This window comes from Phyllobacterium sophorae (assembly GCF_003010965.1).
GTDB classification, from domain to species: domain Bacteria; phylum Pseudomonadota; class Alphaproteobacteria; order Rhizobiales; family Rhizobiaceae; genus Phyllobacterium; species Phyllobacterium sophorae.
On record NZ_PGGM01000006.1, the window covers coordinates 98,688 to 113,974 of the forward strand.

Consider the following 15,287-nt stretch of genomic DNA (forward strand, 5'->3'; position numbering starts at 1 on the left):
AATTTCGCATCCTAAATCTCCCTGCAACCAACCTGTTCCCCAATCTGAGCTTGTCGAATGGCGCACGGTGGCGATGCAAGGGTTATGAATAAGGTCGGCCCTCTTCGGTGCGTTGAAACTGGATGAGATCCAAGGATGGCGCCGCCCTTCCGAGCGCAGTTAAAATGGCGTGAGCTTGGCCGCGATGGTGGGTTTGGTGGTTGAATAGATGCGCCAGTGCTGGTGCCAGCCTCTGGCTGATTGTCCGCATATCGCTGATCGTCGTATAGTTGAAACGCCCGGCAATTGCCGCGCTGTCCAGCCCGTTGATCCAGCCGACAATCCTTGCGTCCTCTTTTTCCCGCGCAATCTTCAACTCTTCCAGCTTGTGAAAAAGGATTGCATCGAGCGCCTTCGGAGCATCGCCTTCACCAGTGAAGCGGTGGAGCCAGATACGGTCGGTGACGAGCAGATGGTTCAGTGTTCCGTGCAGGGATGAAAAGAATGCATGCATGTCGCGCCGGTATTCTTCATCGTTCAGGTCTGCGGCGGCGGTGTATAGCCGCTCATTCGCCCAGCGATTATAGGCGGCGAACATACGAAAATGCTGTTCCATCAAATTGACTTTCTGCCGAAAAGAGTCAGTCTTGCTGCCATATTATCCAAAGAGAGGCGGCTTTCCATGGGAATCATTCTTCACGAACTCGTCGGTGCTGACAAAAACCGTCCCTTTAGTCCGCATTGCTGGAAAACGGTAATGTCGTTGGCCCACAAGGGGCTCCCTTTTGGCCGAAATCCGATTTCCTTCAAGGATATTCCTCGACTCGAGAATGGCTATTCCGCCAAGGTCCCTATCATACGTGATGGAGAAAAGGTCGTTGCGGATTCCTTTGAAATCGCGCTCTACCTGGAGGACCACTATCCCGACCGGCCATCGCTGTTCAAGGGCGAGGGCGGCCGCGCCATGGCCCGCTTTGTCGAGGGCTGGTCGCAGATGACCATCCACCCCTACATGAACGTGGTGATCCTCATGCCGGTGCACGACCTGCTCGATGCGCCCAACCGGGCCTATTTCCGCGAGAGCCGCGAGAAGATCTTCGGCCGCAAACTCGAGGATGTCGCTGGCGAGCGCGATGCGAAGCGCGAAGCCTTTACCAGAAGCCTCGAGCCCATGCGCAAGATGTTCCTGTCGCAGCCGTTTATCGGCGGGGAAGGGCCGCTGTTCAGCGACTACATCGTTTTTGGCGCCTTTCAATGGGCCCGGGTCCTGACGCCCTATAAATTGCTGGACGAAAGCGATCCGGTGCATGGCTGGTTCGAGCGCTGTCTCGATCTGCATGATGGCATTGCGCGCCGGATCGGCGCTGCGGCGCAATAACTTGCGTTCATAAAGCCGCCGTTGTGGCACTGCCGGGGTGGATTGGCAAAAGGTCTCTTGGCAAATGGGCTGCCTGCCGCTATAGAGCCGCCACCATTCCCCCTAAAGACAAGGTTTCATTTCATGGCAATTGAACGCACTTTTTCGATGATCAAGCCCGACGCTACCCGTCGCAACCTCACCGGCGCCATCACGCAGAAGTTCGAAGAGGCTGGTCTGCGCGTCATTGCTTCCAAGCGCGTCTGGATGAGCCGCCGCGAGGCCGAAGGCTTCTACGCCGTGCACAAGGAGCGTCCGTTCTTCGGCGAACTGGTTGATTCCATGTCCTCGGGTCCAACGATCGTTCAGGTTCTCGAAGGCGAAAACGCCATTGCCCGCAACCGCGAAATCATGGGCGCGACCAACCCGGCCAATGCTGACGAAGGCACGATCCGCAAGACTTTTGCTCTTTCGATCGGCGAAAACTCGGTTCACGGTTCCGATGCTCCCGAGACCGCTGCCGAAGAAATCGCCTACTGGTTCTCGGGCACCGAGATTGTTGGATAATCCGACACCTATCGAATGAAAAAAAGCCGGGCAAATGCCCGGCTTTTTTATTGCTTGAGGATATTTTCCTACTTCTCGCGAGCCAGGCGGGCGATGATTTTACCGGCTTCATCGCGCAGGAACAGTTTTCCGGTGTCAGCCTCTATGATGTAGGAACGCGTCTGTTCCAGTGCCGAGAAGAACTTCTGTTCCTGGTCCATTACTGCCGGTGCACACATCATACGTGTTCCTGCCGCAGGCTTGAAAGCAAGCTTCGATCCGGCAATCGTCACGCGGGTCGTGAAACGGTTGCATCCGCCAGAGCCGCTTGCCGATCCATCGGCTTTGATGAGCAGCGTCGTCTGCGCATAGTCGATCGCCCCACCGCCATTGATATCCTCCACGAGCCAATTCACGTCCCTGAGTTCGTCGCCCCGCGCGGAAAACGACAATACCAGCAGCACCAGCACGGCAACGAAGCCGATGACGAGTGATCCAATGGCGATACGATTCATTTGACCTTCTGCCAGCGCTTGAGCGCTTCCTCGTCTTTCGCCTTTGCCTCGACCCAGCCGCTTTGGTCGCCGCTGACGAGATGCTGCTTCTTCCAGAATGGTGCGGCGTTTTTCAGGTAATCCATCAGGAATGATGCCGCCTCAAAGGCGGCGTGGCGATGCGCGGATGCGGCCACGACGAGGACGATATTCTCGCCAGGTTTGATAAAGCCGTAACGATGCACGACCGTAAGACCCGTCAGGGACCAGCGGCTCAGGACCTCATCGGCAATGCGGCCGATTTCTGCCTCGGCCATACCGGGGTAGTGTTCGATTTCCAGCGCCGCCAGCGTGCCGGCCTCATCGCGGCATAGACCGCTGAATGTCACCACCGCGCCAATACCGCGGCGGTCCTTGGTCATGCGGGCTATCTCGACGGCGGTATCAAAATCGCCGCTCTGGATGAGAATGAGCGGTTTGACCCCACCCATGCTTCATCCCCCTGTCATGGGCGGGAAGAGAGCGATCTCGGTTGCGCCTTTGATCGGCGCATCGTGATCGACATGTTCCTGATTGATCGCCACCCGGATGACATCCTGATACTCGAAAGCAGCTTCATATTCTTCGCCGCGCGACTTCAGATGCGCGAGGAGATCACCGACTGTCACGATCGAGGGTTCGAGGTCGAGATATTCCTCACCCTTGCCGATCCGTTCGCGCACCCATGCGAAATAGACGAGTTTGGTCATTGGCCAATCCACCAGTTGTTTTCAGTCCACCACATGTTTCAGTCCGGCCCGGAAATAGTCCCAGCCAGTGTACAGCGTAATCAAGGCGGCAATCCACAACAGAATGATGCCGAAGATTGTAATGATCGGCACGATCTTGTCGCCGGCAGGTCCTGCCAGCAGAAAGGCGATGGCTACCATCTGGATGGTGGTTTTCCACTTGGCAAGTCTGCTCACCGGCACGCTGACCTTGAGCTCCGCAAGATATTCACGCAGACCCGAAACCAGAATTTCACGGCAAAGGATGATGATCGCGGCCCAGAGCGTCCAGCCGGCGATTGTTCCGTCGGCTGCCAGAAGCAACAGACAGGCCGATACCAGCAGTTTGTCGGCTATAGGATCCAGCATGCGGCCGATCGTGGATGTCTGCTGCCAGATGCGCGCGAGATAGCCGTCAAAGAAATCAGTGATGCTGGCAATGAGGAATATCACAAGCGCGCCCCAGCGCGCCGCATCGCTCGATTGCAGGCGACCCTCCAGGAAGAAGCAGAGGACCACCAGCGGTACAGCAATAATACGTGCATACGTCAGGAGATTCGGCAGCGAGTAGGCGTTGTTTCTGGACATGTTTCCAACCATTCAAATCAGTGCCGATCAAAGGGGTTCGACCGCGATACGTCAAGCTCATCAATGGGGAGTCCGGCGCAATTATGTCGGGATGAGACGCTATGTCCGGAAATGGTCGCGAATTGTAATCGCCATCGCTTCAGATATACCGTCCACCTTCATCAAATCTTCGACAGCAGCCCGTGAAACCGCCTTGGCCGTGCCGAATTGATGCAGCAAGGCCCGCTTGCGCGAAGGGCCGATTCCAGCGATTTCATCAAGCGGATTCTTGACCATTTCCTTCTTGCGCTTCGCCCGGTGCGTGCCAATGGCAAAGCGATGCGCTTCATCGCGCAGTCGCTGCAGGAAATACAGAACCGGATCACGCGGCGGCAGGGTGAATGACGGCTTGCCCTCCATGAAGAAGCGCTCGCGCCCCGCATCGCGGTCCACGCCTTTGGCGACGCCGATGGCCGTTACCTTGTCGGCAATGCCCATCTCCTGCAAGATCCCGCGTACGGCACTCATCTGTCCCTGGCCGCCGTCGATCAGGATAATGTCTGGCCAGGCTGGAAAAGCGTCTGAATCGTCGTCGAATTCATCGATTTCAATATCCTCCGCCGGTGCGTCCTTCGTCTCCGGCGTGCCATGCTCTTTGACCAGCCGGCTGAAGCGCCGCTCGATAACCTCGCGCATCATCCCGAAATCGTCGCCCGGTGTGATTTCGGTCGAGCGGATATTGAACTTGCGATACTGGTTTTTAACGAAGCCCTCTGGTCCTGCCACAATCATCGCGCCAATGGCGTTCGTACCCATGATGTGGGAATTGTCGTATACCTCGATGCGCCGCGGCGTCTTTTCGAGCCCGAAGGTCTCCGCGACGCCCTTGAGCAGCCGGGATTGCGATGAGGTTTCCGCGAGCTGGCGTCCCAGGGCCTCGCGCGCATTGCTCAGCGCATGCTCGACCAGATCCTTTTTCTCGCCACGCTGCGGAACGCTGATTGTGACCTTGCGGTCGGATTTGGCTGTCAGCGCGACGCCAAGCAGTTCCTGGTCGTCAACTGTCTCGGAAAGCAGGATCAGGGCCGGGCAGGGCTTGTCGTCATAGAACTGCGACAGGAACGCGCCGAGAACCTCCGCACCGGAAAGCGATGAATCCGCCTTCGGATAATAGGCGCGGTTGCCCCAGTTCTGGCCGGTGCGGAAGAAAAACACCTGAATGCAGGTAACGCCGCCGTCCTGATAGATGGCGAAGACATCGGCTTCCTCCACTGATTGCGGATTGATGCCGGAGTGGGCTTGCACATGCGAGAGCGCCGAGAGCCGGTCGCGGTATACGGCGGCGCGCTCGAAGTCCAGCTCCGCCGAAGCGTCGCGCATCGCATCGGAAAGATGCGTCTTTACCGCTTGGCTCTTGCCGGAGAGAAACGCCTTGGTCTCGCTGACCAGTTCGTCATAATCCGCATCGCTGATCTCGCCGGTGCACGGTCCGGAGCAGCGCTTGATCTGGTAGAGCAGGCAAGGGCGCGTCCGGTTTTCATAGAATGAATCCGTGCAGGTGCGCAGCAGGAACGCCCGTTGCAGCGCATTGATCGTACGGCCCACGGCGCCGGCTGAGGCGAAGGGACCGAAATAATCACCCTTGCTCGAGCGCGCGCCTCGATGCTTGAAAATTCCGGGCGCCAGCCTCCTGTCAGTCTGTTTCGGAGCGGTCAGCAGAATGTAGGGGAAGGATTTGTCATCCCGCATCAACACATTAAAACGTGGCCGTAAACGCTTGATCAGATTCGCTTCCAGGAGCAGCGCTTCCGTTTCCGTACGCGTGACAACGAACTCCATTTTCATGGTTTCGCGGATCATCCGGGCGATACGGTTGTTGTGACCCTGGCCACGCGCATAGTTGGACACACGCTTCTTCAGGCTATGTGCCTTGCCGACATAGAGCACGTCCCCGGCTTCATTGAACATCCGGTAGACGCCCGGCTTGTTCGGCAACCGCTTCACCAGGGCGGCAATGACGTCCGCGCCGCTGGTGCCGTCGCTTACGACGGTAGAATCCCACTCGATGGCGCTGATCAGCGCCGCAACGTCCCGCACAGGTTCGCTGCTTTCCTCGACTGGCTCATCTTCGTCATCCTCGACCGCGATATCGATATCGTCCTCTTTCACACCATCGGAAAGAAGCTGCGTTGGATTTGGGGATTGATTTGCCGGTTCACTCATTCTGGAATTCCTGATACATCCGGCGTTTCCCACGCGAGATGTTGTCCGCCATCGAGCGCAATCATTTGCCCGGTTATCGAGCGCGTCTCCCAGAGATAGCGGATTGTACGGCCGAATTCTGACAGATCTGGCCCGTGTTTCAACAAAAGCCCACTCACTTGGCGGTTGAAATCCGTTGGACTCTGCCTGGAGCTCGGCAGGGTTGGCCCTGGGCCAATAGCATTCACGCGGATGCGCGGCGCAAGTGCCTGTGCAAGCGTCTGTGTTGCTGTCCAGAGAGCCGATTTCGACAACGTGTATGACATGAATTTGGGCGTAAGCTTCCATACGCGGTAATCGATGATATTGACAACCAGACCATCCTTGCCGGCGGGCAGGGCGGAGGCCATCGCATCGGCGAGGAGCACCGGCGCCTTGACGTGCACGGCAAAATGCCTGTCCCAGACCGCGTCGTCGGCCAGATTGCCGATTCCATCTTCCCGAAAGGCGGAGGCGTTGTTGACCAGCAATTGGACCGGCCCAAGCTGGTCTTTCGCGTCACCGACAAGCCGGCGCACGGCATCGCTGTCGGCAAGATCGGCCTGGACGACACACGCTGTGCCCCCCGCCGCGTAAATATCTGTCAAGAGTTCTTCGCCCTCATCGCGCGAATGGTTGCAATGAATCGCAACGGCGAACCCATGCGCAACGAGATCTTCGACAATTGCCTTGCCGATCCGCTTCGCACCGCCGGTTACTAGGACAACGGTTTGGTCAGACTTCAAGTTGGTTCTTCCTTATGCTGCGATTCAGCCACGAATATAAGGATGGCGGATTGAAAGCGCGAGGGTGAAAGGTCAGCAATGAACAGCTGCAGTGGATCGTCCATGCCGATTGCCTTTTCGGTCAGCTGACGCCGTATAGCATGAGAATTTCAAAGCGCGCCTCAAGACGAGTGTCGAAATTAAGTATCCATTAAGTATGCTATATTGCGTTGCAATATCGAGTGACTGTCGAACAGATCCTACTCAAATATCGATAAAATTTTATTTTATTGGAGTATTTATATAGTATTGAAATCATTGATGAATTCTGATTGTTGCATAAAAAACACATCGCATTTCCGCCATCTTCTCGTCGGCTTCTTTTCACACTCCGGAGCAAGTGCCGCCACAATGCGGGGCGAATGTCCGTCTCGTTAAGCGGACGCAGATCAATGGTTTTCCCCCCGACCAGTGCCCGCTCCGTGTAAAAGAGTTCTAAAAAAGGAGATTGCCCATGCGCACTCTTAAAACAACTATCCTGGCCTCAGTGGCTATCCTGACGCTCTCCGCCCCGGTTCTTGCTGCTGACGCCGTTGTCGAACAGGCTCCGGCTCCGGAAGCAGTCGTTGAAGCACCCGTCTCTGATTGGTCCGGCGCTTACCTTGGTGCCTATGGTGGCTACGGCTGGAACAAGCACAAGACCGATGAAGGCAACATCAATGCAGACGGTCTCAAAGGCGGCGCCTACGGTGGTTACAACTTCCAGAACGGTCAGTTCGTCTATGGTGGTGAAGCGGATCTCGGCTACTCCGGTGGCGACGATACCAGCAATGGCATCAAGGCCAAGCAGGGTGTAGAAGGTTCGGTTCGTGCTCGCGCCGGTATCGATCTCAACCCGGTTCTGCTTTACGGCACCGGCGGTCTCGCTGTGACGAACAGCAAGCTCGAGTCAGCGACTGGCAGTGATTCCAACACCCATATCGGCTGGACGGCCGGTGCCGGTGCGGAAGCCAAGATCACCCAGAACATCGTTGGACGCGTTGAATATCGCTACAGCGATTACGGCCGCAAGGACTACGATCTGGGAGGTTTGGACGACGTTTCGAGCAAGCTGACCACGAACGAAGTTCGTGTTGGTGTTGGCTACAAGTTCTAAATCGAGCGTACTTCGGAAAAAAGCCGGGCGGGAAACTGCCCGGCTTTTTTATTGCCGGAAGTTATTTTGGCAGCAGCGCGGCCAGCTCTGGATGCAATTCATCGAAGCGTTTCTGCCAGCGCTTCAACTTGGAGCGGCCCTTTTCCCATTTGCCTTCAAACCGCAGGCTCGCATAGGCGAGGGCGGCAGCCAGCGCGATATGGCCGCCATGGATCTTCTTGCTGAGGCGTGGCGGCGCAGCGTTCAGTTGGTCAAGCACGCGGATTGCCTTGCCCCATTGGCGATCGAGCCATGGCTGATGGATCTTTTCCTCCGGATGAAAACGGCGTTCATAGACATGCGCCAGCAGGACATCGCAGAGCCCATCGGCGATCGATTCCAGCTGTTCGGCTTCGAGGCGCTTTTCTGCGTTGCGCGGGAAAATCTTGTTGCCGGACAAACGGTTCAGATATTGCGTTATCACCCGGCTGTCGAAGATCGCCTTGCCATCATCGAGAATGAGGGTCGGGATCTTGCCCAGCGGGTTGGCGTTGATCAGTTCGGCCGGTTCGGCGTTGCTGTCGACCAGCACGGATTCGACGGGGACACCCGCATAAAGTGCGGCCATGCGGACCTTCGTGCTGTAGGGTGAGGCGGGAGAATAAAAGACTTTCGTCACGACGACGCTCCAGTAATTGGCGATTCGGTGTCGAACCGTAAACCCGAGTCCGCGTTTCGCAAAGCGCCGCGTTCTATGGTGTTGCGGGCATTTCCACGGATCGCCGCCTGCATGTTGAACGCTCGACCTCGGGGCAAGAACGGAAATTCAGCTCCTTTGTCAGGCACACGCGCACCTCGCGCAGATATTCGCTGTCACAAGTCACGGCTACTCCATCTGTTCCAAGGCCTGGATTGGCGGCAATGAATGCCTGTTCGAGTACAAGTGGATTGACCGGCCCCCGCGACGTTGGCTGGCGATAGGGCGGGGGTACTGAAACACGCTCGACCGCCCTGCGAATTACCGAAAAATAGTCCTTCTGGCTCAAACCTGTGCAGGAACCATGCTTGCGCCATTCGTGAATGACAAGTCCGGTCGATGGCATAATGTCGGATAGCTGCTTGGCCTGAGCGAACGGAACGTCGCGCGGCTGCGACGTATCGCAATCTTGCGGATAGCCGCGCTCGTATTGTGGCCAGAGCCCGTGCACCACAAACCCATAGCGCCGGTCGGGCGCGCATTGTTGGCGGTTGGCACGGGGACCTTCCGCCGCGCAATAGCTCGGTGACCAGGAAAGGGCGAGGACATAGTAATCGAAGCCTGACCCTACCGGAACAACTGAAGGCGGGGAACGATCAGTTTGCCGTCCCGATGTCGCGATTGGCTCGGGAATTCTGCCCTGTGGCTGATTCTGTTCTCGCAGATAGGTAAGTATCGTTATGCCAATCAGGGCCGCGAACAGGGCGTAGCGGGCCAGCTTTCCAATCGGCATGCTCTATCAAAATCAGTACAAGGTACGGCAATTGCCATTGTAGACGTGCCAGCGATCAAACCCGGCCACGCAGAATTCGACATTGTTGCCGATGCCGACAAAGCCCTGGCCCTCTTCGACCAGATACCAGACCGGGCGTTGATCGCCATCGGAAAGGTGGGCTGTCGCACGGCAATAGTGACGGGCCACTGCAGCCAGTTCAGGATCTCGGCTCGGCTCAAAACGACTTTGGCGCACATCGCTGAAATCCCGGATTGCGACCTGCGGAAGACCAGGAACATGCGTCACCTGATAGGAGAACTTGTTGACGATGCGGTTCAGCACGTGTGCTTGCCCGCACGTGTCATCATAACCCGGGCCGCTTTCGACATAATCGGCAGCCCTCGCTGGGGCACCCAAAGACAATGCGACGCCGACGGCGAAGCTTGCAGCAAGAAGGGATGATACGCGTGCCATGGATCACTCTCCGTGAAATGTCTTCGTAACGCCAATCTCGACCAGCAGTTGCTTTCGGTCAAGCACCAACTTGCTCCCCGCGAATCCAATCGAGCGTGAAACCTGAATTCTTTCCGTCACTGAGGATTTTCGACAACGCAGGGAGGATCGTGCGCAGTTCATCATCGAGCGTATAGGGTGGATTGACGATAATCATGCCGGTGCCATCCAGCTTCGGTTCGGGCGATGGATCGCGAATCATCAACTCCGCGCGCAAAATCTTGGGGATTCCGGTTTCCTGCAACGCCGTAACGAACCGCCGGACTTCCTGCCGGTCCTTCACCGGATACCACAGCGCAAATGTGCCGCCGGAAAAACGCTTGTGCGCCCGAACAAGCCCGTCGACGAGCCGCTCAAATTCGCCTGCCACCTCGAACGGCGGATCGACGAGCACAAGGCCGCGCTTTTCTTTCGGCGGCAGATGGGCACCGAGCGCCAGCCATCCATCGAGCTTGGTCACGCGGACCTGAATGTCGCCCTCGAAGACGTCGGCCAGCAATTGCGCGTCTCGTGGATGCAATTCAAGCGCCGAAAGCCGGTCCTGGCGGCGCAGGAGATGCCGCACGATCAGCGGTGAACCTGGATAGTGACGCATCGTGCCGTCGGCGTTTTCAGCGCGAACAATGTCGAGATAGGGTTGGATCAGCTCTGCAACCTTTGCATCGGCCTTGGCGTCGAGCAGCCGCCCGACGCCGCTTTGCCACTCATTGGTCTTGCCCGCCTCGACCCCGTGCAGATCATAGCGGCCGATACCGGCATGCGTGTCTATGACGCGAAAGGCCTGGTCCTTGCGTTGCAGATAAAGGACAATCCGCGTCAGTATGATGTGTTTGACCACATCGGCGAAATTGCCGGCATGATAGGCGTGGCGATAGTTCATGGCCGCTTGTTTCACGATGTTCGCTCGGTCGCAAGCGCACGAACCATCGTCCCATTAGAATCGTTGATGTTAAGCTTCCAATTAACGAATTTGCCGACAGACACAAATCTGTCATAGAGCAAAGCTGGTCACGCGCAACTGGCTGGCGTGCTGGGGTTATCAATGTCCGGAACCGTCGTCCTCGTTGTGCTTTTTGCTGCGCTCATGCATGCGAGCTGGAATGCCGTCGTCAAATCTGAGGGCGACAAATTCCTCAACACCGTGGTGGTCGTGACCTCTGCCGGACTGATCGCCGCGATTTGCCTGCCCTTCCTGCCGGCGCCGGCACGCGAAAGCTGGCCGTTCCTTGCAGCGTCCGGCGTCGCCCAGGTCGTCTATCTTGTGCTCGTGGCTGCTGCCTATCGCAGTGGCGACATGAGCCAGGCATATCCGATTATGCGCGGCACCGCCCCACTGATCGTTGCCATCGCCAGCGGACCTTTGATCGGCGAAGTGCTTTCCTTGCAGAAATGGGCGGGAATTGCATTGATATGCGGCGGTGTGCTGGCGCTGGCGCTGGAATCGCGCCGCCGGGCGGGATCAAATCGAACCGCTACAATGTTCGCCCTGATCAATGCTGTCGTGATTGCCTCCTACACGCTCATCGACGGCGTTGGCGTACGCCATTCAGGCGCGCCCGCAGCTTATACAATGTGGGTTTTCGTATTGAATGCCGTGCCGCTGTTTGTCTGGACAACAGTGATGCGCAGGGGTGAGCTCTGGCCGCATTTCGTCAAACGCACCCGCCTTGCAACCATCGGCGGCGTCGGAACCCTCGGCTCCTATGGTCTGGCACTATGGGCCATGACCATGGCGCCGGTCGCAGCCGTGGCGGCTTTGCGCGAAACGTCGATCCTTTTCGCTGTCGCAATTTCGGCCTTCATCCTCAATGAAAGCGTCGGCCCAAAGCGCCTGGCTGCCGTGGGATTGATCGCAGCGGGCGCTGCCGTGATGAGGCTCGCCTGATCTATTCTGGCCGCAAGTGAAGATATGGCTGCGCTTCTTCGACGGCGCGAGCGAAAGAGGGGCGGTTCATCAGCCGGTCCAGATAACGCGAAACATTGGGATACTCGGCTCCGAGCGGCACCGATAAATTGGCATAGAATAGCGCCGGTGAGGCTGCACAGTCCGCGATCGTGTAATGATCGCCTGTCGCCCAGGTCATGTTCTCAAGCTCCTTATCCAGGATACCATAGGCAACCGCCAGCTTCTTCTTGCACTCTTCGACACCAAACGTGTCATTCTGGCCTTCCGGGCGGAAATTGTCGGTGACGATCTTTTGCATCGGTACCTGCACGTGCAGGTCGAAGAAGCGGTCGAGTTGCCGTGCCCTGAACGCCAATTCGGGATCCGCCGGCAGCATCTGCACTTTTCCGGGATAATGCTGGTCCAGATATTCGATGATCAGACTGGATTCGGGAATCGTCTTGCCGCGCGCTTCATCACGCAATACCGGAAATTGCCGGATCGGCCAGATCTCGCTGAAACTCGCGCTGGCCACCGGGTCCATAAAATCAACGACATCCTTCTCAAAGGGAAGGTCTTTCTCATAGAGTGCGGTCAGCACCTTCATACAGAACGAGGATAGCGGATGAAAATACAACTTGAGTGACATTACAATTCCTCCGGTCAATACTAAAGTGATTGCTTAACTATCAAGATGCGAGCGTGGCGTCAAGTAGCGTCTCGCAGACCAACGAAACCTTGTCACGGAAACATTTGTCCCCTTTTGCCGCCCCGTGCTTTTGCGCTATGCATACAGAATGAACAAAGCTGTCCTTCTACGCACCGGCCACTCGGCCTGTCCCCACGATTGCCCGTCGACCTGCGCGCTCGACGTCGAAGTGCTCGACACGGGCCATATCGGCCGCGTCCGCGGCGCGAAGGAAAACACCTACACGGCAGGCGTGATCTGCGCCAAGGTTGCGCGCTATGCGGAGCGAATCCACCATCCCGATCGCCTGCTGAAGCCTGTGGTTCGCGGCGGCGCCAAGGGTGAAGGCATCTGGAAAGATGCGAGCTGGGAGGCAGCGCTTGATCTGATCGCCGAGCGGTTCCTGAAAGCAGAGGCTGAGTACGGCTCCGAGAGCATTTGGCCCTATTACTATGCGGGCACGATGGGCCTTGTGCAGCGTGATTCCATTCATCGGCTGCGTCACGCCAAGAAATATTCCAACCAGTTCGACAGCATTTGCACGAACCTCGCGTGGTCTGGTTTCTTCGCAGGCACAGGCAAGCTCGGCGGCGTGGATCCGCGCGAAATGGCGAAATCCGATTGCGTCGTCATCTGGGGCACCAATGCAGCGGCGACACAGGTCAACGTCATGACCCATGCCGTCCGCGCCCGCAAGGATCGCGGCGCCAGGATTGTGGCCATCGATATCTACGAGACGGCCACTGTCCGGCAGGCGGATCTCGGACTGGTGCTCAAGCCCGGAACCGACGGTGCATTTGCCTGCGCGGTCATGCACGTTCTGTTCCGTGATGGGCTAGCGGATTGGGACTATCTGAATAGCCATACCGACGATCCGAAGGGGCTGGAACAGCATCTGAAGGAACGCACGCCGGAATGGGCTGCGGCCATCACCGGCCTGTCCATTGGCGAAATCGAAGAATTTGCCCGCTTGGTCGGAACCACCAAGAAGACTTTTTTCCGTCTCGGCTATGGCTTTGCCCGTCAGCGCAATGGCGCGGTGAATATGCATGCCGCCCTGTGCATTCCTGCTGTCACGGGCGCCTGGAAATATGAAGGCGGCGGCGGGTTCCATTCAAATTCCGGCATTTTCCGCATGGACAAGCGGGAGATTGAGGGCCGGGCATTCGCCGATCCTACAGTTCGCCACATCGATCAGTGCAAGATCGGTGCCGCGCTCACCGGCGATCCGGCTGCGCTCTATGGTGGGCCGCCTGTCATGGCGATGCTCGTGCAGAATACCAACCCTGCCAACGTCGCGCCGGAGCAGCGCCTGGTCAAAAAGGGCATGCTGCGTGAAGACCTGTTCATGGCCGTCCACGAGCAGTTCATGACCGACACGGCGAAACTCGCCGATGTCGTCCTGCCGGCCACCATGTTCATGGAACATGACGATATTTATCGCGGCGGGGGCCAGCAGCATATCGTCCTCGGTCCCAAGCTCATCGATGGTCCCGGCGAAACGCAGCCGAACCTCTACGTCATCAACGAACTGGCAAAACGCCTTGGCGTTGGTGATTTCCCCGGCTTCGATCTCGACGCCAGGACGCTGATCGACAACATGATGGCCGCCAGCAATTTGCCCGGGTTCGATGCATTGAAAGAAGCGCGCTGGCTGGATATCCAGCCCGACTTTGAAACCGCACACTACGAAAAAGGCTTCAGTTGGCCCGACGGCAAGTTCCGCTTCAAGCCGGACTGGACCGGCGGAGCGTCGCCGAACCGCCCGCCGCAATCGATGGGTTTGCAGGGGCCATATGACACCCTGCCGCAATGGCCGGACTACTGGCAGGCAATCGAGGTAGCGGATGAGAAGCATCCGTTCCGCTTGGCCACATCGCCGGCGCACAATTTCCTCAACTCGACCTTCTCCGAAACCCCGACATCGGTTGTCAAGGAAAGGCGCCCCGAACTGCTGATCCATCCGGATGATGCGCGCGAGCTTGGCATCGAAGACGGTGCGCGCGTCGAAATTGGCAATGATCGCGGCGAGGTCGTGGTCCATGCACGTGTGCAGGCCGTGACGAAGCGCGGTGTGGTCATTTCCGAAGGCATCTTCGCCAATTCAGCATTCGAGCGCGGCGAGGGCATCAATGTGCTGACCGGTGCCGATTCTCCCGCACCCAATGGCGGCGCCGCCTTCCATGACAACAAGGTCTGGGTGAGGTTGGCGGCGGACTGATTTCGGCGATACGATATTTCATTTGAATTTTCATGGTCTGGACATTTTGACAACTGTGGTTTACATTTTTGAATTATTCAATTGAAAAGACAGATACATTTTTAAATTGGATTGAGGGTTTGCAGGATCTGCGAGCGCGGGCAAGAATAATGTCGCGGCTGGACCGGCTGGCTGATGGAAATTTCGGCGATTACAAACTTCTTGGTGAGGATGTCGGAGAGATGCGCATTGATTGCGGACCAGGTTATCGGCTCTACTTCACCAAGCAAGGTGGCATTTTGATTATTCTGTTATGCGGTGGCGACAAGAGCACGCAGAGCAGGGACATTAGAAAAGCGAAGGCAATGGCGCGTGATTTGAAGGAGATACGATCTTGATAAAGCTAAGTCCCTACGATGCGGCTCAGCTTCTAGACTCGGAAGAAATGATCGAGGAATATTTGCTGGCGGTCTGCGAAGACGGAACATCTTCAGAGATCGCGCGTGCGTTGGGGGCAATAGCTCGTGCAAGAGGCATTACCGAGCTTGCCCACAAGACCGGTCTCACACGTCAGGCGCTCTACAAAGCCTTGAGCGGTGAGGGCAATCCGGAACTTGCGACGATTACTAAAGTCGCCGAAGCGCTTGGCCTCCGATTGACTTTGGTGCGTGCACCGAAAAACAAGCAAGACGCCGCGTAGTCACCGTCCTCCTGTCCA

19 protein-coding genes are annotated in these 15,287 nt (G+C 57.2%); 7 read left to right on the forward strand and 12 right to left on the reverse strand.

Annotated features, from left to right (window positions below):
- Window positions 1-82 precede the first annotated feature (82 nt).
- On the reverse strand, window positions 83-595 hold the full coding sequence (locus tag CU103_RS14845; protein ID WP_106664786.1) for a DinB family protein: 513 nt from the start codon (window positions 593-595) through the stop codon (window positions 83-85).
- 66 nt (window positions 596-661) lie between these two features.
- On the opposite strand from CU103_RS14845, the gene CU103_RS14850 reads away from it, so the two are divergent.
- Together CU103_RS14850 and ndk are read left to right on the forward strand one after the other, a co-directional pair.
- A complete protein-coding gene (locus CU103_RS14850) occupies window positions 662-1,357 on the forward strand; it encodes a glutathione S-transferase family protein (protein WP_106664787.1) in 696 nt (231 codons plus the stop codon).
- Between the two features lie 123 nt (window positions 1,358-1,480).
- Window positions 1,481-1,903: a nucleoside-diphosphate kinase gene (ndk, locus tag CU103_RS14855; protein ID WP_106664993.1), complete on the forward strand. Its 423-nt coding sequence runs from the start codon at window positions 1,481-1,483 to the stop codon at window positions 1,901-1,903.
- 68 nt (window positions 1,904-1,971) lie between these two features.
- Here the strand turns inward: ndk and CU103_RS14860 are convergent, their stop codons facing one another.
- From CU103_RS14860 to CU103_RS14885, 6 genes are all read right to left on the reverse strand, one after another.
- Window positions 1,972-2,397, reverse strand: coding sequence for an META domain-containing protein (locus tag CU103_RS14860; RefSeq protein ID WP_106664789.1), 426 nt, complete (start codon window positions 2,395-2,397; stop codon window positions 1,972-1,974).
- On the reverse strand, window positions 2,394-2,867 hold the full coding sequence (locus CU103_RS14865) for a molybdenum cofactor biosynthesis protein MoaE (RefSeq protein ID WP_106664790.1): 474 nt from the start codon (window positions 2,865-2,867) through the stop codon (window positions 2,394-2,396). Before CU103_RS14865 ends, CU103_RS14860 begins: the two co-directional genes overlap by 4 nt.
- A 3-nt stretch (window positions 2,868-2,870) precedes the next feature.
- Complete coding sequence (moaD, locus tag CU103_RS14870) at window positions 2,871-3,125, reverse strand: molybdopterin converting factor subunit 1 (protein ID WP_106664792.1); 255 nt, start codon at window positions 3,123-3,125, stop codon at window positions 2,871-2,873.
- Between the two features lie 21 nt (window positions 3,126-3,146).
- Window positions 3,147-3,731: a CDP-diacylglycerol--glycerol-3-phosphate 3-phosphatidyltransferase gene (gene pgsA / locus CU103_RS14875; protein ID WP_106664794.1), complete on the reverse strand. Its 585-nt coding sequence runs from the start codon at window positions 3,729-3,731 to the stop codon at window positions 3,147-3,149.
- 99 nt (window positions 3,732-3,830) lie between these two features.
- On the reverse strand, window positions 3,831-5,933 hold the full coding sequence (uvrC, locus tag CU103_RS14880; protein ID WP_106664795.1) for an excinuclease ABC subunit UvrC: 2,103 nt from the start codon (window positions 5,931-5,933) through the stop codon (window positions 3,831-3,833).
- Window positions 5,930-6,697 (reverse strand): SDR family oxidoreductase, encoded by a 768-nt coding sequence (locus CU103_RS14885; RefSeq protein ID WP_106664797.1) that lies wholly within the window; start codon window positions 6,695-6,697, stop codon window positions 5,930-5,932. The genes uvrC and CU103_RS14885 overlap by 4 nt, the downstream gene beginning before the upstream one ends.
- Before the next feature lie 493 nt (window positions 6,698-7,190).
- Here CU103_RS14885 and CU103_RS14890 point away from each other — a divergent pair, with 493 nt between their 5' ends.
- Window positions 7,191-7,832, forward strand: coding sequence for an outer membrane protein (locus CU103_RS14890; RefSeq protein WP_106664799.1), 642 nt, complete (start codon window positions 7,191-7,193; stop codon window positions 7,830-7,832).
- 61 nt (window positions 7,833-7,893) lie between these two features.
- Here the strand turns inward: CU103_RS14890 and CU103_RS14895 are convergent, their stop codons facing one another.
- The 4 genes from CU103_RS14895 to CU103_RS14910 form a co-directional block, all read right to left on the reverse strand.
- Window positions 7,894-8,490, reverse strand: coding sequence for a glutathione S-transferase (locus CU103_RS14895; RefSeq protein ID WP_106664801.1), 597 nt, complete (start codon window positions 8,488-8,490; stop codon window positions 7,894-7,896).
- A 73-nt stretch (window positions 8,491-8,563) separates the two neighbouring features.
- Window positions 8,564-9,301, reverse strand: a complete 738-nt coding sequence (locus tag CU103_RS14900) for a ribonuclease T2 family protein (RefSeq protein ID WP_106664803.1) — start codon at window positions 9,299-9,301, stop codon at window positions 8,564-8,566.
- Between the two features lie 12 nt (window positions 9,302-9,313).
- Window positions 9,314-9,757 carry a hypothetical protein gene (locus CU103_RS14905; RefSeq protein WP_106664805.1) on the reverse strand — a complete coding sequence of 148 codons (444 nt, stop codon included), beginning with the start codon at window positions 9,755-9,757 and terminating at the stop codon, window positions 9,314-9,316.
- Between the two features lie 58 nt (window positions 9,758-9,815).
- Window positions 9,816-10,676, reverse strand: a complete 861-nt coding sequence (locus CU103_RS14910; RefSeq protein ID WP_106664807.1) for a 23S rRNA (adenine(2030)-N(6))-methyltransferase RlmJ — start codon at window positions 10,674-10,676, stop codon at window positions 9,816-9,818.
- Between the two features lie 162 nt (window positions 10,677-10,838).
- Between CU103_RS14910 and CU103_RS14915 the strand changes: the two genes are divergently transcribed.
- The gene (locus tag CU103_RS14915; protein ID WP_106664809.1) at window positions 10,839-11,681 is read left to right on the forward strand and encodes an EamA family transporter; all 843 of its coding nucleotides are present in this window, start codon (window positions 10,839-10,841) and stop codon (window positions 11,679-11,681) included.
- A gap of 1 nt (window position 11,682) precedes the next feature.
- Here the strand turns inward: CU103_RS14915 and CU103_RS14920 are convergent, their stop codons facing one another.
- The gene (locus tag CU103_RS14920) at window positions 11,683-12,330 is read right to left on the reverse strand and encodes a glutathione S-transferase family protein (RefSeq protein WP_106664811.1); all 648 of its coding nucleotides are present in this window, start codon (window positions 12,328-12,330) and stop codon (window positions 11,683-11,685) included.
- A 148-nt stretch (window positions 12,331-12,478) separates the two neighbouring features.
- Here CU103_RS14920 and CU103_RS14925 point away from each other — a divergent pair, with 148 nt between their 5' ends.
- The 3 genes from CU103_RS14925 to CU103_RS14935 all read left to right on the forward strand — a co-directional run bounded on the left by CU103_RS14925 (window position 12,479) and on the right by CU103_RS14935 (window position 15,269).
- Window positions 12,479-14,590, forward strand: coding sequence for a molybdopterin oxidoreductase family protein (locus CU103_RS14925; protein WP_106664994.1), 2,112 nt, complete (start codon window positions 12,479-12,481; stop codon window positions 14,588-14,590).
- A 68-nt stretch (window positions 14,591-14,658) separates the two neighbouring features.
- Complete coding sequence (locus CU103_RS14930) at window positions 14,659-14,967, forward strand: type II toxin-antitoxin system RelE/ParE family toxin (RefSeq protein WP_106664813.1); 309 nt, start codon at window positions 14,659-14,661, stop codon at window positions 14,965-14,967.
- Window positions 14,964-15,269, forward strand: a complete 306-nt coding sequence (locus tag CU103_RS14935; protein ID WP_425350604.1) for an addiction module antidote protein — start codon at window positions 14,964-14,966, stop codon at window positions 15,267-15,269. The genes CU103_RS14930 and CU103_RS14935 overlap by 4 nt, the downstream gene beginning before the upstream one ends.
- Window positions 15,270-15,287 lie beyond the last annotated feature (18 nt).